Genomic DNA, 16,123 nt, shown 5'->3' with positions numbered 1-16,123 from the left:
CTCTAGAGCAAGCCTGTAGCTTCAAATAGTGCTGCATAAGCGTGCGCTTTTTTTTCTAATGCCAGTGGGTATGCTCTAGAAGATGATGGCATTCGATATAAATTGAATTTACGCTGTAAAAATATCGTTTTACTGGGCGTACCAATGACAGGTTTTGTGGTAGATGGCTCAAAAGACTGCATCAAGGTGTCGGTGGCCTTGTCTCCAGTGGTCACAATGGTACTGCACACTGGAATTTGACGCAGTAACTGCTCAAGGTCGGTGGGTGTCACAATGTCTAAAAACTTATCCGAGGCATTGCCTTTCAATCGTTTTACTTGATAGGCCGTATCAAAAATGGCAATTCCTTTTTCTGTCAAAAAATGCCGGATTTTATCTTCATGAAAATTTTTATGTTCAAGATTTAAAAAGTAATCTTTATTATTAAAAAAGATTAGACCAAAAATACGCCACATGTCGTTTTGATAATTAGGATAATAAAAGTCCATTTTCCAACGTTCTTTTGGAGGTGGGAAACTACCCAACATCAATAACCTTGCGTTGACGGGTAAAAATGGCGCGAGCGGATGTGTTTCAATCTGTGAAATTTCGTCTATGCTCATAAAGCTTAAGATATAAGTAAGTTATTGGGTATTTTAACTGATCATCGCCTTATTTTTCTCAAGTTCAACTCGCAATTTTCAGTACTAATTAATTAGTGATATCAGCATGAATACGTGAATATTTCTATACAATAACTTAAACGAATTAGATTTTCTTAACACACTTCATGTATTCAGTTAAAATTTTATATAAATTAATCTTAATTCAAGAAAAATAAGATAAAGTTAAATAGCATCAATACTTTAATACAAGAAAGTGAGTAACTTTAAAATGACAATTCGATTTGTTGAAGCGAATGATTTTGAGGCTTGGTTGACTCTTTGGAAAGGTTATCAAGAATTTTATCAATCATCGATTGATGATCAAGTGACACGCAGCACCTTTTCACGTTTTCTTACAGAACAAGAACCGGTGTACTGTTTAGTGATTGAAGATGAATCACAAAAGATCATTGGATTTGTACATTATATTTTTCATCGTAGTACATGGTCAGAAGGCAATTACTGTTACTTACAAGATCTATTTGTCGATCCTGCACAACGAGCTTCAGGTATTGGTCGTAAACTCATCGAAGAAGTGTATAAGATTGCAGAAGAAAAGAAATGCTCACGCGTTTACTGGCTCACGCAAGAAACCAATTATCAAGCTCGAATGCTCTATGATCGAATCGCCGACAATTCTGGCTTTATTCAATACAGAAAATTATTTCATTAAACTCATCAAGTGCCGATCGCGTTGCATTCAATGAGCAGCGCGATCTTTTTGTATTTTCATTTATCCACTCAGTTTATTTACCACTCTAAGCGGTAATACTTTCATAGCCAATGCAATTGGTCGCCATGGCCACTCCGGTACGTAGGCTTTAACCGGTTCTTTTTCGATGGCCTTTACTAAAAGGCGTGAGCCAGTTGCTTCATCAACCTCAAATGGTAAATGTTTTGCGCCTTCATTCAGCTCTGTTCGAATATATCCCGGAAATATGGTCGAAACTTTAATAGGCGTATCAATTAACTCGGCTCGAATACCTTCTGCTAAATGTGCGATACCCGCCTTGCTGGCAGCATAAGCAGAAAGATGCTTCGGGAGCCCTCGAATGGCACTGACCGATGAAATCACCACCAAGTGTCCTGCATTTTGCTGTCTAAAAATTTCAACTGCAGCCTCGCATTGTGCCAAAGCTGAAATGAAATTGGTTTCCGCTGTGGCACGATTGACTTCAAAATGTCCTTTTCCTACACGACGTCCTTCTCCTACACCTGCATTTACAATAATTCGCTCCAAATGACCAAATTCATCCTGAAAAGCTTTAAAAACTTCAAATACCTGCTGGTAGTCGGTTACATCGAGTGATCGGGTTTTTACGATAATGCCGTATTGTGCCTCTAACTCTGCTTTTAATACATCGAGTCGCTCAAGCCGCCGTGCGCAAATCGCAAGGTTATACCCTTTTTTTGCAAATTCTCGCGCCATGCCTGCGCCTAAGCCTGAACTCGCACCTGTAATCAGTATTGTTTTTGCCATTTAAAAAGTATCCTTTATATCCATGTGAGTAAGTCACGATTTTTTGCTTTTATAAAATGATGTTCATTGAGACTTAAAAGTTGTGGCTCATTCCCTACTAGTCTTAAGGTTGTTATGCTGGCATTGGTAATGGCCCAATTCAGTGCAAAAGTCCGGTTGGGATTGAGTTCGAGAATTTTTCCAGCAGCAACTGATACCACACCCCCAGAGGTAAATACGACAGCATATCTGGGCTTTAAAACTGAAAGCTCATTACATAGTTGCGCTAAAGTTGTTTCAACTCGAGATTTGAAATCTGGCCACGATTCTTCGTACTCGTGATGAAACGCGCCATCTGTCCATCTGGAAACTGCATTTTCAAAAATTTGCCCTAGATAGTCTCTCGGATTAGATGCTTTGGTGACCTCTTGTTTAAGTAATTCAGGTTGTTTAAAGCGTGGGTCGTAATTTGCAAATACTTGTTGATGATTAAACTCATTCCAGCCCGCATGGATATGAATATTCGCTTCAGGAAAACACTGCTTAAGCGCACCTTGCGCCGTTTGCATATGGCGTTTCATTGTACCTGCCACCACATAAGGCGCTTCACTTAAAATTTGTTTGAAATACTGGCCCAGTAATTCTGCTTGAGACTGTCCTGTAGGAGATAACTCATCATAATTTGCTTTACCAAAGGAAGCCTGACCATGACGAACCAGATAAATTGTGGTCATTTCTTTAAGATTCCTTGAACTTTGTGAAGATATTTGGTGTTGATCTTGCTGTGTTTGAACTTTTCGGCAGCAATTAATTTTAAAGCACGGATATGAAGTGCGTGAATCACAATCCAGAAATCCTTAAAAGCCTGATTTTTTGTCTGTTTATGAAAATATCGGTAATAAATTTGCTGTGCAATCACAGCCAGGCGAAAAACACCAAATACCTCATAAAACGTCCAGTTTGTAGTATCTAAACCGGTCTGATGCATGTAGTAGTCTACCACTTGTTTGCGAGTGAACATTCCTTTTAAATGTGTGGGCTGACGACGTGTCGATTTGAAAATCATGTTGTCTGTTTCTTCTACCCAGTAAGCCAATGCATTTCCCAAATCCATGAGTGGATCGCCCAGCGTCGCCATTTCCCAATCGAGTACGCCTATCACATTTGTTGGTGACTCAGGATCAAGGATCACATTATCAAATCGCCAGTCATTATGAATAATGCAAATTTTTGATTCTCTAGGTGTGTTGTCTTTTAGCCACTGTCGAACATATCCAAACGATGGCACATTGATGGTTCTTGCTTTTTCATAACGTTTATCCCATCCCTCGACCTGCCGCTGGCAATAGCCTTCACCTTTGCCCAGATCTTTTAACTCAGTCGCTTCATAAGGTACTTGGTGGAGTTCAATTAACCGATCCAGTACATTTCGACAGAGTTGATTGATTTGTTCTTCATTTAATTGAAGTTCCGGCGGAAGTTTTGCACGAGGTATAATTCCTTCGATACGCCGCATCACATAAAAGTCACAACCGATCACATGCGGATCTTGGCACAATGCAATCATCTCAGGCACTACTGGATAATAGGCTGCCAAGTGTTTTTGTACAAAAAATTCTCGTGCCATATCATGAGCAGATTTCGCTTTAGTACCGTTGGGTGGGCGCCGTAAGATCAGATCCACATTATGGTATTTCAGCCGATAGGTCCAGTTGGATGCGCCGCCCGTGTATTGTGTCAGCTCTACCTGTCCTTCAAGTAAGATTCCTTGCTGTTTTAACCATGATTCAATCGCATGGATGTCTAACTCTTCTCCCTCTTGAACCGAACCACCCAAATCAATAACTGACATAAATTTTCCTTATTTTTTATTGTGAAGGTTTCGACCGGCCATAGCCACGTTTCGCAAGCTCTAACCGAGCAATCATGCCTTTATGCACCTCATCTGGCCCATCGGCCAATCTTAGACTTCGTGCATGAATAAAAAAGGCAGATAGCATGGTATCGCGTGAAAGCCCAGCTCCGCCATGGACCTGGATTGCCATATCTACTACTTTTTCTAGTACATTGGGTGCAACCAACTTGATGGCTGAAATTTCTGTGAGCGCAGCCAAAGTTCCATAAGTATCCATTTTAAATGCTGTATATAAGGTAAGTAAGCGTGCTTGATCAATTGCAACGCGTGCCTCTGCGACGCGTTCGAGATTTCCGCCCAGTTTGAGCAACTCTTTACCAAACGCCGTACGTGACATACCTCGATCAATCATTAACTCGAGTGACTTTTCTGCGGCTCCAATGCATCGCATACAATGGTGAATACGCCCGGGGCCTAATCGCCCTTGTGCAATTTCAAAACCTTGACCTGCACCGCCGATAAAATTTTCTATAGGGACTCGCACCTGATCAAAAATAACTTCTCCATGACCATGCGGTGCATCATACTCCCCAAAAACAGACAACATTCGCTGGATTTTGACACCGGGTGTATCAAGCGGTACCAGCACCATCGAATGCTGATGATGTCGATCTTTACTGGTATCAGGCGTATGTGCCATAAAAATGATGAGTTTTGCATTTGGATCACCCAAACCCGATGACCACCACTTTCGGCCATTGAGTACAATTTCATTACCTTCAATCACCGCGGTTGCTTGCATATTAGTTGCATCACTTGAAGCAACATCAGGTTCAGTCATACAAAAAACGGAACGAATTTTGCCGTTTAAAAGCGGCATGAGCCAATCATTTTTTTGCTGCTCAGTACCATAGCGCCATAGCAACTCCATGTTGCCGGTGTCTGGTGCACTACAGTTAAATACAATCGGTGCCAAAAGGCTTCTACCTGTTAACTCTGCTATGTGTGCATACTCCTGAACAGATAGCCCTGCGCCAAGCTCCCTGTCGGGTAAGAAAAGATTCCATAAACCCGCCGCTCTGGCTTTGGCTTTCAATACTTCAAGCTGCTCTGGCCAAACCCAAGTCGTCCAGTCGCCGTTGGGATTCATTTGATGTACATCATCCCAAAACTTTAACTCAATCGGTTCTATTTCGTTATGAATGAAGTCTCGTGTTCTATTCACAAAATCTTGAGCACGCTCTGAAAGTTTAAACATTTTTATTCCTAATTCGTTGTGTTTATCCTTTACTCACCATAAACGTAAATTTATTATGCATGAAATGATTTTATTAAATACTTCACTATGAATGAAATTCATAAGTTTCATACTGCGCAACACTACCTAGATCTAAGCTTATTTCATCGCATTGATATCAACTTATATCCACTGTTTGTTGCAATTTTTGAACAAAAAAGTATTTCGAGAGCCGCGCAAAGTTTATCCATTAGTCAATCGGCTGCCAGTCATGCTTTACAGCGTTTAAGAGTTCAACTTGAAGATGAGGTATTTATACGTCTCGGCAATAGCATGCAACCTACACCATTTGCAGAACATATCTATCCTGTCATTAAAAACGCACTGATTCTTTTTCAAAATATTAGTCAACAAAAAAAGAGTTTTGATCCGAGCCTCATTAAAACATTAAGAATTGCTATCCATGACGAGATTGAACCACTTGTTTTGCCTAAAATCATTCAGCATTTTGAGCAGATCGATCAAAATATTGAGTTTAGTAGTATCAAACTCAATCGAAATACCATTCAAAATGATCTATTAAATCAACAGCTCGATTTTATTATCGATGTAGAATCGCCAACGCATGACAGCATTGGTTTTCAAGCTTTACTGAAAGATCATTATGTTATTTGCAGCCAACAATCTGTTATAAATGCTGAGATTTACCGATCTGGTCTGCATATTGGGGTGTCTTCACGCCGTACAGGTACATTGCTTGAAGATGTGTATCTTCATCGGCAAGGTATTCATCGTGAAATTTTTTTACGTTGCCAGCATTATTCGACAGCACTCAAAATTTTAGAATATAACCGCGATGCAATATTAACTTTACCAAGTGCAGTATTGAGCCATTTGTCTTACGCAAACAATTTGACAATCCATTCAATACCTTTTGAATTGCCCACTTTTACGATTGGTATTTATTGGTCAGATGCATTGATTGATAATTTGAGATATGAGTTTTTAAAAAAAGAAATTATTTCATTATTTACTTAGGCTATTTTAAATGATAAATCGAGTATAGATTATTTCAACTATCTCGATTTATCATTTTGATCAGTTACTTGAAAATTTTAAAGCGTGTTTCATCGTCAATATATGACTTTTCGGCAGCTGGTGCCTCAATTGAACCAAACACCAATTGTGCACGTAGTTTCCAGCTCGATGGAACAGCCCATTCAGCATGGACTTTGTCATCGACGATAGGATTATAGTGCTGTAAAGATGCCCCCACATTTTCAGCTGCAAGTGCTGTCCATACTGCAAGTTGCGCCATAGCAGTCGAATGCTCGGACCAAACCGGAAAATTATCTGCATACAAGGCAAATTTCTCTTGAAGCTCCTGAATGACATTTTGATCTTCAAAAAATAAAATAGTTCCCACCCCTGCTGCAAAGCTATCCATTTTTTTGCTGGTTTTTTCTGCTGCGGCTTCATCTGTGGCGTATTCTTTGAGTTTTTCTTTGATGAATCCCCAAAATTTTTCATGTTCTGCATCAAATAAGATAACTGCTCGAGAAGACTGAGAATTAAACGAAGATGGGCTTTGGCGTATTGCTTCTTGAATGAGTTCAGTTAATTGTTCTGGCGTTTGCTGAATATTTTTGCCGATAGCGTATATGGTGCGACGATTTTGAAGTAAGGATATTACTGGATTGGTCATGTGCTCAAATTCCTTGCTGCAGCAATGGTAATAAATGGAAAAACCACTATTTTTATAGCATGATTTATGCCAGATCGCTGCACAAGGTATTTGAATTTATACGATATATTTTTTACTTTTTGTTCAACGATTAAAGTTTTACAAGTAGAACATTCGAGCTCACTTCATCTTTCCAGAGTTCGCGTAATGTTGGTAAATAAAATTTTTCACCAATCTCGGATAGTTCTGCATCGATTAAAGTGTGTACTTCATGAATAAAAATGTAGTCCAGCTCGACCATATTTAGTTTTGTATGACTGGCACCCATTTGCTTACGTTTGGTTTGTGCTTGTTTAAGCACCTGATTGGTAAATTCTTTATCTTTATATGCTGTTAATGCATTAAGGCGTAATTCGATTACACCCCATGCCTCTACAAGTTTCTTGAATGTGGTGAAATCTTTCGATGTAGATTCCCATGTAACATTTTCAAGATTATTGTCCTCGGGTAATACAGGAAGTAGTAAATCAGCGGTACTTGGAAATATTTTTTTTAGATTAATTAAAAATTTAACAGGTTGATCACTCGGATAATCACGAAATTGAACATTTTTTTGAATATCTGTTAAATACACGTCAAGCATGGGAAATTTCATCAGCAGTCTTTATCAGGATGTCACATTGTACGTGTTTGCTCGTCAGATAAAAACTGCTGATGTGTGATTTCAGTGCAATTGCAAGTTATTTTGCATTAGGTGAAACCATTTTTTCTGGACGAACAATTTCATCAAACTGTTGTTCGCTCACCAATTCAAGTTCAACTGCCACTTGTTTAAGAGTTTTATTTTCTTTGTAGGCAGTTTTGGCGACCTTCGCTGCATTCTCATATCCAATTACAGGGTTTAATGCAGTGACCAGCATCAATGAATTATGCAAGAAGTGATCGATCTTATCTCGATTTGGCTCAATACCCACCGCACAATGATCATTAAAGCTATTACATGCATCGCCTAAAAGCTGAATAGACTGTAATAAGTTAAATGCAATTACTGGCATAAATACGTTCAGCTCAAAGTTACCAGATGCACCTGCTACATTGATCGTGGTGTCATTACCAAGTACCTGAGCAACCACCATCGTCATGGCTTCACTTTGTGTCGGATTAACCTTACCCGGCATGATACTTGATCCTGGTTCGTTTTCTGGAATACGAATTTCACCAAAACCACAGCGTGGACCGCTCGCCAGCCAACGAATATCATTGGCAATTTTATTTAAACTGACTGCCAATGTTTTAAGCGCGCCCGATGCAAATACAGCCGCATCGCGCCCTGCGAGTGCTTCAAATTTATTTGGTGCAGTGACAAAAGGTAAACCTGTTTGCTTGGCCAACTCGGCAGCAGCCTGAACTGCATAATCAGGATGAGCATTTAAGCCAGTGCCTACAGCCGTTCCACCTAAAGGTAATTCGTATAAGCCTTCCAGTGCTTGTTTTAGACGATGTAAACCATGCTCAAGCTGAGAGACATAACCAGAAAACTCTTGCCCAAGTGTGAGTGGGGTTGCGTCTTGTAAATGAGTGCGTCCGATTTTAACAATGTCATTAAATTCATCAGACTTTTGTTGCAACGTCGCTTTTAGGCGTGTTACTGCAGGAATAAGCAATTCATTGATCTGAAGGCTTGCAGCCACATGAATCGCGGTTGGAAACGAATCATTGGTCGATTGAGCACGGTTGACGTGATCATTAGGATGTACAGGTGACTGTGATCCTAATGCATTTCCCAATTTTTGATTGGCAATATTTGCAATCACTTCGTTGCAGTTCATATTGCTTTGCGTACCAGATCCTGTCTGCCAGACCACCAGTGGAAATTGTGAGTCCCACTTCCCTTCAATTACATCATCTGCCGCATCAACAATATAAGCAGATAAGTCTTGAGGTAATTGGCCCAAGCTTGCATTGGTGATGGCTGCAGATTTTTTCACTAAACCCATCGCACGAATCATGGCACGAGGTAAACGCTCTTGACCAATTTTAAAGTTTTGCAAACTACGTTGCGTTTGAGCTCCCCACATTGCATCGTTTGGGACTTCGACTTCACCCATCGTGTCGTGTTCAATTCGAGTTTGCATAAAAACCTCTATTATCCATAATGATTAATGACAAGTACGGGCTAGAGCAACCGTTACGATTACTTGGCTGGTCATGAAATATTAATAAAGCCAGCTCAGTTTGTAAATAAGAATCATTTTTATTACATTTTAAGTGTATTTTGATAGAACTGCCATTGGTGCTCAAGTATTTGCTGTAGAGTACGTTTCGGTTTCCAGTTCAATGTTTTTTCAGCTTTGCTGATATCTGCACCAAGTTGTGCCAATTCGTCTACAGCAAACATGGCATCGTGTGTATTAATCTGAGTTTGAGTAATGGCACTTATTTGCTCAAGTAGAGATTGAATCGAAGTCACATGATCATGCGCGATATTAAATGCTTCACACGTATGCTCTTGATGGTTGAGCCAGTATAAACTTGCGAGTACGGCTTCACATGCATCGAGCACATGCAAAAAACTTCGCTCTACGGTTTGATCATCGGTAAGAGCCTGATGCTGTAATTCCAGATAATCCCGTTGCATGGCGGCAACCTGCATCGCGAGTGGAATAATATTTTTTGGTAATTGAGGCACCATTTCTCCGAGTACCCCATGTTCAAAGGCACCGGCAATATTGGAAAGTCTCAAGATGGCGATTTTCCATTCATGATCAGTTTTATACGTATCTCGTATGATTTCTTCAATCATTTGCTGAGATTTAATATATGGATTGGGATAAGTGGTATTAAAAGACGTATCTTCTGTAAGATTTAATCCAGAAGCGCCATACACTGCTAAGCTTGAGAGATGAACCAGTTTTCTTACGCCTGTACGCTGCATAGAACGCAACAAGCTCATGATACAACTGACATTGTCATTATAATACTCAAGCGGTTTAAGCTTGGATTCTTCGAGTGCCTTAAAACCTGCGGTGTGTACGACAGCATCAATGGAATATTGCTCAAAAACTTTATTTAACGCGGGTGTGTTGCGAACGTCCACTTTCACAAATGGCACGTACATACCGGAAATATATTCTAATCGTTCTAATGTTTGTAAAGATGCATTGGCCAAGTTGTCGACCAATATAACCTCTTGACCTTGAGCCAGAAGACTCAAAGCAATGTGTGACCCAAGAAAGCCTAAACCACCTGTCACTAAAATCATTGTATACTTACCTTTTTATAATGTGTAAATAGCTCATCTGTTATCAGACGCATGGCTACAGTGAAATTTCAATGAGTACATTAGTTTTAATTACTGCTGCACCTACATCGGTTCATGCATGGCATGCACTTGGTTTAGTTCAGGCACTTCAGGACAAAAATGAAGTGTTCCGAGTGTTCTTTTATCAAGACGCTGTTCATGTTGCAAACGATTTGCAGTGGGTGCCCGATGATCAGCGTCGTTTGACTCAAGAATGGCAAAAGCTCTCAATACGACTCCCTGTTTGTGTTAGTGCTGCACTAAACCGTGGAATTACAGATGAAGAAAATGCTAAACGCCATCAACTCACGCATTACAACTTGGCTCAGGGATTTGAACTGGTTGGTTTAGGTGAACTTGCAGATGCCGTAGAATCTTCTACACGTCTAATTCAATTTTAAGCAGCTTTTTATTTCTAGAGTGTTGCTTTTAAAAGGTATATTGTGTGAAATCTGTACTCGTTATTTTAACCCAGTCTAATTTAAGTCAGTTACAGGTCAACGAAAGCCTGTCTGCGACGATGGTTTTAGCCACTTTTGGCTCTAATATCAGCGTTTTACTTCAAGATGCAGCCCTAACGCTGTTAAAAGAAGACCAAAGCTTTGATCAGCTCATTCATGCCTTTAAACCCGCTTCAAGTATGCTGGAAAGTTTTGAATTTTATGACTTAACGCCCATTTTAGTTGAATCAAAATATCAGCAACATGCGTTTGTTAGAAATTCTTCACAAGACATCGAGTTTGTCGAATTCAATGCAAGCCTGATTCAATCCTTTGATTATGTTTTATATTGGTAATTTCCAAAGATGAACAACACAATTTACCTCATACAAACTTCTTTTGCATCGACTGCTTCTGCTTTAAATAAAGTACAACAGGTCTTTGTGGAAGGTGATCAAATCGTGATCATGGGCGAAGCATTGTCGGCACTCACCAGCGAGAATATGCGTTCTTTTCAGTCGTATTACTGTTTAAATAACGAACGGACTCTTTTAAATCCTGATCTTAGTTCCGCTATAATTCCCCTAGATTACAGTGCATTTGCGGACTTAGTTTTGCAATTCAAACGTAGTGTATCTTTTAAATAATTTGATTTTTGCTTAGGCTATTTTATGCGCTTAGATCTTGATCAAGATGGACATCTTGTCGATTACACCATTTGGAATAAAGACGTGGCTCAAGAGCTTGCTCGTTCTTTAGATCTTGAATTGACTGAATGGCACTTTAACGTTTTAAATGCAGTCCGCCAGTTTTATCAACAGTTCGGACACTCTCCTGCAACGCGTCCTCTGATCAAATATCTAATGAAAACGGTAGATGCCAATATTGATAATGCAGTGTTACAGCAAGCATTCAAAACAGGTCTTGTTGCACGCCATTTAAGCCGTTTGGCTGGTATTCCAAAACCTGCTAATTGCTTGTAATCGATTAGGCAAATTTCTTGGCAGATGCCACACAACAAATGACGCCTGCTGTGATAATAAGCATGTTGGCACTAATTGGTTCATATAATATCACCGCTGCAAGTGCTAGGCCCATAAAGGGTTGCAATAATTGCAATTGCCCTACACTTGCAATACCGCCTTTTGATAAACCATAGTACCAGAAGAAAAATCCGATCAGCATGCTGAAGATCGAGATGTATAAAACAGCTACCAGACCAGATAAAGTCAATTTATCTAGTATTTCACTAGAATAATTATAGATCGTTACTATGAGCATTACAGGTAATGAAATAACCAGCGCCCAGCAAATGACCTGCCATCCCCCTATTTTTTTCGCTAGATTCGCCCCTTCAGCGTATCCAAATCCGCATAGTATAATTGCACAAAGCATATATAAAATCCCAAAAAAGCTTTGCGTATTCAGCGATATATCTAACAAAATATATAAAACAACCAATCCGCTTCCAAATAATGAAAACAGCCAAAATGTCAGTTGGGGTCGTTCATTTGAACGTAGGACTGCGAATATGGCAGTGCATAAAGGAAGCAATCCTATAAATACAATCGAAAAAGCCGCACTAATATGTTGCAGTGCTAATGCTGTAAATAACGGAAATCCCACAACAACACCAACCGCGACATATACTAAATTCCCGCAATCACGTTTTGATGGTCGCTTAGCTTTTAAGATTTTTAACAAGACCATAGCAACAATACCCGCAATGACAGCACGAATTCCTGTTAAAAACCAAGGATTAAAATCCATAACAGCAATACGTGTTGCAGGTAAAGATCCGGAAAAGATTACAACACCGATTAAACCACTTAACCAAGCAAAAAATTGAGAATTCATGATGACATCGCATTTTATAGAATGTCTTTTTATAAACTTATGTTAAGTTAGTACAAAGATACAGTACAGTACAATTTATAAAAACTGTACTGGATTAAAATTCAATACAGTAATTGGTTTGACATGACTAAAATTGAACACGTAATACGTTATATCGATTCTGAACTTAAAAGTCGTCGGCTCACACCAGGTATGCGACTACCATCTGTTCGACAACTGGCCAAACAGCTTGATTTTTCTGTATCTACAATTGTTTGTGCTTATGAGCGGATGTTATCTACTGGCCAGATAGAGTCTCGTGCAGGCTCTGGATTTTTTGTTAGCGCACCACTAGAACCTTTAAAGCTTTCAAATATGGAGCCGATACAGGTTAAACACCTTGATCCACTTCGGCTATCTCGCGAACTCTTAGAAGCATCTCCATCATTAATAAAGCCAGGATGCGGCTGGCTCCCAGATAGCTGGATGCCTCATGAAGCTTTAAGAAAAGCAATCCGTGACGTTTCCAAAGAATCGACCTTTGAATTGATGAATTACTCCTCGCCATTAGGGTTTAATTTGCTACGTGAATTATTGGCAAGACGCTTGCAAAGTAAAAGTATATTTGTAAGTCCAGATCAAGTTTTGCTGACCGATTCAGGTTCATATTCAACCGATCTACTTTGTCGTTTTTTACTCAAACCGGGTGATACTGTTTTAGTTGATGATCCTTGTTATTTTAACTTTAAGGCGTTACTTAAGGTGCATCAAGCCAAAGTCATCGGTATTCCATATACTACAGGTGGCCCAAATATTGAGGCCTTTCAGCAAGCCATCATAGAACATCAACCGCGGTTATATATTACGAATTCAGGTATTCATAATCCTACAGGCGCTATGCCTTCATCCGCGACGGTTCATCAACTGGTTTCTTTAATTACACAAGCGAATATGATTGTAATTGAAGACGATATTTTTTCAGATTTTGAAAATAAACACTCGCCTCGCTTTAGCGCACTTGACGGCCTTACAAACAGTATTTACATCGGCAGCTTTTCCAAAACATTATCAGCTTCATTACGCTGCGGCTATATCGTGGCAAAACCTGAGTGGATTAATGATTTAATTGATCTCAAAATTGCTACGAGTTTCAGTCATAATAATTTTTCAGCACATGTTTTGTATAAGGTGCTCACAGATGGAAAATACCGTAAGCATCTTGAGCAGCTGAATACACGTTTGGCAAATGCTATGGACATATCCATAAATACACTTGAACAAATTCAAATTCGCCCATGGATAAAACCACAAGCAGGAATGTTTCTATGGTGTGAGTTACCTGCTTATATTGATCTTCATCGACTACAAAAGTATTGCACAGAGCAAGGTGTCGTTCTTGCTTTAGGTGAAGCGTTTAGCACATCAGGTTTATTCAAACAATTTTTAAGATTTAATGTCGCTCAATGTGTTCATTACGATGTATTTAACGTATTACAAGCAGGTTTACTTGCATCAAAACTTTAATCGACTTATATGAATGATTATTTGATTGACTGACTTATGTATCGCTGTACTGCAATATCCCCCGTTCCATAGTCACAATGGGCGCATTGAGATAATCCAGCTCTTCTGGATGATGTGTTACGTAAATGATCGGAATATTTAATTGCTGTTTAAGCTCGAATAAAAAAGGCAAAAGCTGATTTTTTAGGTGTCGATCTAAACCTGTGAGCGGCTCATCAAGCAATAAAAGTTCTGGAGAAGCCAGTAAAGCGCGCCCAATCGAGACTCGCTGTGCCTCCCCACCAGAAAGCTGTAAAGCTTTACGGCCAAGCAATGCATCTAGGCTGAGTAACTTTACAATCTGCTCAAAACTGAATTTTTGCGGACGCTTCTTATTAAACCGCAACGCATATTCAAGATTTTGTCTTACGTTTAAATGTGGGAAAAGCTGCGCCTGTTGGAAAATCAGTCCAATATGACGTTGGTGCGTAGGTACAAATTGCTGCTCGGCTGTATTGACCAAAACACGCTCATTGAAAGAGATCTCACCGTCATGAGGCTTCAAAACTCCCACCATATTTTTTAAAAACGTACTTTTTCCAGAACCAGACGGGCCTAGAATCCCGAGTAAGTTATGCCTTAGTGTTAAATCAACATGAAGCTGAAAATCACGCTGGACGTAATTAAAGTGACAGCGCAGATTCATGGCGTTAACCTTTGCTGATAACGTTTTAAAATAAGATGATTGGCCACCAGTGCAGCAAACGCCAAACCTACGGAGAGTAGTACTAAACGCATTGCCATGCTTTCGCCATCCGGTTGTTGTAGTAACGAATAAATTGCGATGGGTACAGTGCGGGTTTCATCTGGAATATTGCCCACAAAGGTAATAGTGGCACCAAACTCCCCCAGACTGCGACTAAAACACAAAATACTTCCAATAAGTACACCAGGCAAGGCAAGCGGCAAACTAATCGAAAAAAAAGCCTGAATAGGGCTTGCCCCCAAGGTCTGTGCAATTTGTTCAAGCTGCTGATTAATCAGTTGAAAAGACAAACGAATCGGTTGAACCATCAGTGGGAAAGCCACCACCATCGAGGCAATGACTGCGCCTTTCCAGTTAAATGCCAGTTGAATCCCCCATTCACTTAAAAACTCCCCTACAATACCGCGGTTACCAAATAAAATCAGCAGTAAATACCCCAATACCACGGGTGGTAAAATCATAGGTAATTGTAAAAGAGATTCGAGTATAACTTTTAGGCGAAATTCATATCGAGCTAAGATCCACGCCACAAAAATAGCAAAAGGAAGATTCACCAAAGTGGCAAACAAGCCCACTTTGGCAGATAAATATAAGGCAGAGATTTCTTCAGGTGTGAGCATGTAGAACGACTATTTCAACTCACTAAAACCGTAACGGGTAAAAATGGCTTTTGCTTTGGCATTTTTAAGCATGAAATGTTCAAATTGGGCCGCTTCCCGATTACGTTCACCTTGTTTGGTGAGCGCCGCAGGATAAACAATCGGATCATGTGTTTTTGAAGGGAATGTTCCAATAATCTTAACTTTTTTACTGATTAATGCATCGGTTTGGTAAACAATTCCAACATCGCATTCACCACGTTCAACAAAGGCCAAAGCTGAACGCACATCATCTGTCCCAACAATACGTCCTTGCAAAGGTGTATACCAGCCTAAAGCCATCAAGCTTTGTTTAGCGTATTTGCCTACAGGCACAGATTCCATTTGACCAGTACATAAATGGCCTTTAAATGCATTGGCAAAGTTAAATTGTTTGGTGGGGCCAAAAGGTACATCCATATCCATCGGCGTGATGACCACAAGCTGATTGCCAAGTGTATTTTTTACCTTACCTGACGATATAAACTGAGTCTTAACTAAATATTTCATCCAGTCTGTATCTGCAGAAAAATAAATATCTGCTTTAGCACCACTCTCGATTTGTTTAGCTAGCGCCGATGATGCACCAAAAACAGTCACGACATTGGTTGATGGATGCTGCTGTTTGTAAAGCTTGGCAATATCAGTCACTGCATTAGTCAAACTTGCCGCCGCATAGACTCTCACCTCACCTGCCGAAACGTGTAAAGCACCAAGACAGAAAAGCGAAAATACAGCGATTTTTTTTATCATGATTGGC

General features: G+C 39.8%; 20 protein-coding genes. 7 read left to right on the top strand and 13 right to left on the bottom strand.

From position 1 onward, the window contains the following. Nucleotides 1-2: 2 nt before the first annotated feature. The gene (locus ADA42_RS07155; protein ID WP_029952270.1) at nt 3-602 is read right to left on the bottom strand and encodes a uracil-DNA glycosylase family protein; all 600 of its coding nucleotides are present in this window, start codon (nt 600-602) and stop codon (nt 3-5) included. Between the two features lie 271 nt (nt 603-873). Between ADA42_RS07155 and ADA42_RS07150 the strand changes: the two genes are divergently transcribed. Beyond that, nucleotides 874-1,317 (top strand): GNAT family N-acetyltransferase, encoded by a 444-nt coding sequence (locus tag ADA42_RS07150; protein ID WP_048764365.1) that lies wholly within the window; start codon nt 874-876, stop codon nt 1,315-1,317. A gap of 60 nt (nt 1,318-1,377) precedes the next feature. Here the strand turns inward: ADA42_RS07150 and ADA42_RS07145 are convergent, their stop codons facing one another. Genes ADA42_RS07145 through ADA42_RS07130 form a run of 4 tightly spaced genes read right to left on the bottom strand, consistent with a single transcriptional unit; the run spans nt 1,378 to nt 5,216 of the window. Then, nucleotides 1,378-2,124, bottom strand: a complete 747-nt coding sequence (locus tag ADA42_RS07145) for an SDR family oxidoreductase (RefSeq protein ID WP_025095100.1) — start codon at nt 2,122-2,124, stop codon at nt 1,378-1,380. A gap of 14 nt (nt 2,125-2,138) precedes the next feature. Beyond that, nucleotides 2,139-2,837: a histidine phosphatase family protein gene (locus ADA42_RS07140; RefSeq protein ID WP_048764363.1), complete on the bottom strand. Its 699-nt coding sequence runs from the start codon at nt 2,835-2,837 to the stop codon at nt 2,139-2,141. Next, nucleotides 2,834-3,955, bottom strand: a complete 1,122-nt coding sequence (locus tag ADA42_RS07135; RefSeq protein WP_048764362.1) for a phosphotransferase family protein — start codon at nt 3,953-3,955, stop codon at nt 2,834-2,836. The genes ADA42_RS07140 and ADA42_RS07135 overlap by 4 nt, the downstream gene beginning before the upstream one ends. Before the next feature lie 16 nt (nt 3,956-3,971). Further along, nucleotides 3,972-5,216, bottom strand: a complete 1,245-nt coding sequence (locus ADA42_RS07130) for an acyl-CoA dehydrogenase family protein (RefSeq protein WP_048764360.1) — start codon at nt 5,214-5,216, stop codon at nt 3,972-3,974. Between the two features lie 87 nt (nt 5,217-5,303). Here ADA42_RS07130 and ADA42_RS07125 point away from each other — a divergent pair, with 87 nt between their 5' ends. Beyond that, the gene (locus ADA42_RS07125) at nt 5,304-6,233 is read left to right on the top strand and encodes a LysR family transcriptional regulator (protein WP_048764359.1); all 930 of its coding nucleotides are present in this window, start codon (nt 5,304-5,306) and stop codon (nt 6,231-6,233) included. Nucleotides 6,234-6,297: 64 nt separating this feature from the next. Here ADA42_RS07125 and ADA42_RS07120 read toward each other — a convergent pair whose 3' ends face one another. The 4 genes from ADA42_RS07120 to ADA42_RS07105 all read right to left on the bottom strand — a co-directional run bounded on the left by ADA42_RS07120 (nt 6,298) and on the right by ADA42_RS07105 (nt 10,141). Then, nucleotides 6,298-6,900 (bottom strand): nitroreductase family protein, encoded by a 603-nt coding sequence (locus tag ADA42_RS07120; protein WP_048764357.1) that lies wholly within the window; start codon nt 6,898-6,900, stop codon nt 6,298-6,300. A gap of 130 nt (nt 6,901-7,030) precedes the next feature. Further along, nucleotides 7,031-7,522 (bottom strand): hypothetical protein, encoded by a 492-nt coding sequence (locus ADA42_RS07115; protein WP_048764355.1) that lies wholly within the window; start codon nt 7,520-7,522, stop codon nt 7,031-7,033. 97 nt (nt 7,523-7,619) lie between these two features. Then, entirely contained in the window at nt 7,620-9,014 is a 1,395-nt protein-coding gene (gene fumC, locus ADA42_RS07110; RefSeq protein WP_004937423.1) for a class II fumarate hydratase, read from the bottom strand. Between the two features lie 122 nt (nt 9,015-9,136). Further along, on the bottom strand, nt 9,137-10,141 hold the full coding sequence (locus tag ADA42_RS07105) for an SDR family NAD(P)-dependent oxidoreductase (protein WP_048764353.1): 1,005 nt from the start codon (nt 10,139-10,141) through the stop codon (nt 9,137-9,139). A gap of 71 nt (nt 10,142-10,212) precedes the next feature. Between ADA42_RS07105 and tusD the strand changes: the two genes are divergently transcribed. From tusD to ADA42_RS07085, 4 genes are read left to right on the top strand one after another with little or no spacing between them, the layout of a single operon-like run. Next, nucleotides 10,213-10,581, top strand: a complete 369-nt coding sequence (gene tusD, locus ADA42_RS07100; protein ID WP_004937417.1) for a sulfurtransferase complex subunit TusD — start codon at nt 10,213-10,215, stop codon at nt 10,579-10,581. A 44-nt stretch (nt 10,582-10,625) separates the two neighbouring features. Continuing rightward, nucleotides 10,626-10,976, top strand: coding sequence for a hypothetical protein (locus ADA42_RS07095; protein ID WP_004937411.1), 351 nt, complete (start codon nt 10,626-10,628; stop codon nt 10,974-10,976). 9 nt (nt 10,977-10,985) lie between these two features. Continuing rightward, nucleotides 10,986-11,267 carry a lipoprotein gene (locus ADA42_RS07090; RefSeq protein ID WP_048764349.1) on the top strand — a complete coding sequence of 94 codons (282 nt, stop codon included), beginning with the start codon at nt 10,986-10,988 and terminating at the stop codon, nt 11,265-11,267. Nucleotides 11,268-11,291: 24 nt separating this feature from the next. Beyond that, complete coding sequence (locus ADA42_RS07085; RefSeq protein ID WP_004947231.1) at nt 11,292-11,603, top strand: TusE/DsrC/DsvC family sulfur relay protein; 312 nt, start codon at nt 11,292-11,294, stop codon at nt 11,601-11,603. 4 nt (nt 11,604-11,607) lie between these two features. On the opposite strand, the gene ADA42_RS07080 is transcribed toward ADA42_RS07085, so the two are convergent. After that, nucleotides 11,608-12,477: a DMT family transporter gene (locus ADA42_RS07080; protein WP_048764346.1), complete on the bottom strand. Its 870-nt coding sequence runs from the start codon at nt 12,475-12,477 to the stop codon at nt 11,608-11,610. Between the two features lie 123 nt (nt 12,478-12,600). On the opposite strand from ADA42_RS07080, the gene ADA42_RS07075 reads away from it, so the two are divergent. Continuing rightward, a complete protein-coding gene (locus ADA42_RS07075; protein WP_048764344.1) occupies nt 12,601-13,980 on the top strand; it encodes a PLP-dependent aminotransferase family protein in 1,380 nt (459 codons plus the stop codon). A gap of 34 nt (nt 13,981-14,014) precedes the next feature. On the opposite strand, the gene ADA42_RS07070 is transcribed toward ADA42_RS07075, so the two are convergent. Genes ADA42_RS07070 through modA form a run of 3 tightly spaced genes read right to left on the bottom strand, consistent with a single transcriptional unit; the run spans nt 14,015 to nt 16,116 of the window. Then, the gene (locus ADA42_RS07070) at nt 14,015-14,665 is read right to left on the bottom strand and encodes an ATP-binding cassette domain-containing protein (protein WP_048764341.1); all 651 of its coding nucleotides are present in this window, start codon (nt 14,663-14,665) and stop codon (nt 14,015-14,017) included. Beyond that, nucleotides 14,662-15,345 carry a molybdate ABC transporter permease subunit gene (modB, locus tag ADA42_RS07065; RefSeq protein WP_048764339.1) on the bottom strand — a complete coding sequence of 228 codons (684 nt, stop codon included), beginning with the start codon at nt 15,343-15,345 and terminating at the stop codon, nt 14,662-14,664. Before modB ends, ADA42_RS07070 begins: the two co-directional genes overlap by 4 nt. 9 nt (nt 15,346-15,354) lie before the next feature. After that, nucleotides 15,355-16,116: a molybdate ABC transporter substrate-binding protein gene (modA, locus tag ADA42_RS07060; RefSeq protein WP_048764337.1), complete on the bottom strand. Its 762-nt coding sequence runs from the start codon at nt 16,114-16,116 to the stop codon at nt 15,355-15,357. Between the last annotated feature and the right edge of the window lie 7 nt (nt 16,117-16,123).

The sequence above is a fragment of the Acinetobacter sp. 243_ASPC genome (assembly GCF_001054715.1).
Taxonomy (GTDB): domain Bacteria; phylum Pseudomonadota; class Gammaproteobacteria; order Pseudomonadales; family Moraxellaceae; genus Acinetobacter; species Acinetobacter soli.
This window is presented reverse-complemented; position numbering and strand designations above follow the sequence as displayed.

Excerpts from the sequence above, each read along its gene's own strand:
- ADA42_RS07155 (WP_029952270.1), bottom strand. The coding sequence starts at position 602 with ATGAGCATAGACGAAATTTCACAGATTGAAACACATCCGCTCGCGCCA.
- ADA42_RS07150 (WP_048764365.1), top strand. The coding sequence starts at position 874 with ATGACAATTCGATTTGTTGAAGCGAATGATTTTGAGGCTTGGTTGACT.
- ADA42_RS07145 (WP_025095100.1), bottom strand. The coding sequence starts at position 2,124 with ATGGCAAAAACAATACTGATTACAGGTGCGAGTTCAGGCTTAGGCGCA.
- ADA42_RS07140 (WP_048764363.1), bottom strand. The coding sequence starts at position 2,837 with ATGACCACAATTTATCTGGTTCGTCATGGTCAGGCTTCCTTTGGTAAA.
- ADA42_RS07135 (WP_048764362.1), bottom strand. The coding sequence starts at position 3,955 with ATGTCAGTTATTGATTTGGGTGGTTCGGTTCAAGAGGGAGAAGAGTTA.
- ADA42_RS07130 (WP_048764360.1), bottom strand. The coding sequence starts at position 5,216 with ATGTTTAAACTTTCAGAGCGTGCTCAAGATTTTGTGAATAGAACACGA.
- ADA42_RS07125 (WP_048764359.1), top strand. The coding sequence starts at position 5,304 with ATGAATGAAATTCATAAGTTTCATACTGCGCAACACTACCTAGATCTA.
- ADA42_RS07120 (WP_048764357.1), bottom strand. The coding sequence starts at position 6,900 with ATGACCAATCCAGTAATATCCTTACTTCAAAATCGTCGCACCATATAC.
- ADA42_RS07115 (WP_048764355.1), bottom strand. The coding sequence starts at position 7,522 with ATGCTTGACGTGTATTTAACAGATATTCAAAAAAATGTTCAATTTCGT.
- fumC (WP_004937423.1), bottom strand. The coding sequence starts at position 9,014 with ATGCAAACTCGAATTGAACACGACACGATGGGTGAAGTCGAAGTCCCA.
- ADA42_RS07105 (WP_048764353.1), bottom strand. The coding sequence starts at position 10,141 with ATGATTTTAGTGACAGGTGGTTTAGGCTTTCTTGGGTCACACATTGCT.
- tusD (WP_004937417.1), top strand. The coding sequence starts at position 10,213 with ATGAGTACATTAGTTTTAATTACTGCTGCACCTACATCGGTTCATGCA.
- ADA42_RS07090 (WP_048764349.1), top strand. The coding sequence starts at position 10,986 with ATGAACAACACAATTTACCTCATACAAACTTCTTTTGCATCGACTGCT.
- ADA42_RS07085 (WP_004947231.1), top strand. The coding sequence starts at position 11,292 with ATGCGCTTAGATCTTGATCAAGATGGACATCTTGTCGATTACACCATT.
- ADA42_RS07080 (WP_048764346.1), bottom strand. The coding sequence starts at position 12,477 with ATGAATTCTCAATTTTTTGCTTGGTTAAGTGGTTTAATCGGTGTTGTA.
- ADA42_RS07075 (WP_048764344.1), top strand. The coding sequence starts at position 12,601 with ATGACTAAAATTGAACACGTAATACGTTATATCGATTCTGAACTTAAA.
- ADA42_RS07070 (WP_048764341.1), bottom strand. The coding sequence starts at position 14,665 with ATGAATCTGCGCTGTCACTTTAATTACGTCCAGCGTGATTTTCAGCTT.
- modB (WP_048764339.1), bottom strand. The coding sequence starts at position 15,345 with ATGCTCACACCTGAAGAAATCTCTGCCTTATATTTATCTGCCAAAGTG.
- modA (WP_048764337.1), bottom strand. The coding sequence starts at position 16,116 with ATGATAAAAAAAATCGCTGTATTTTCGCTTTTCTGTCTTGGTGCTTTA.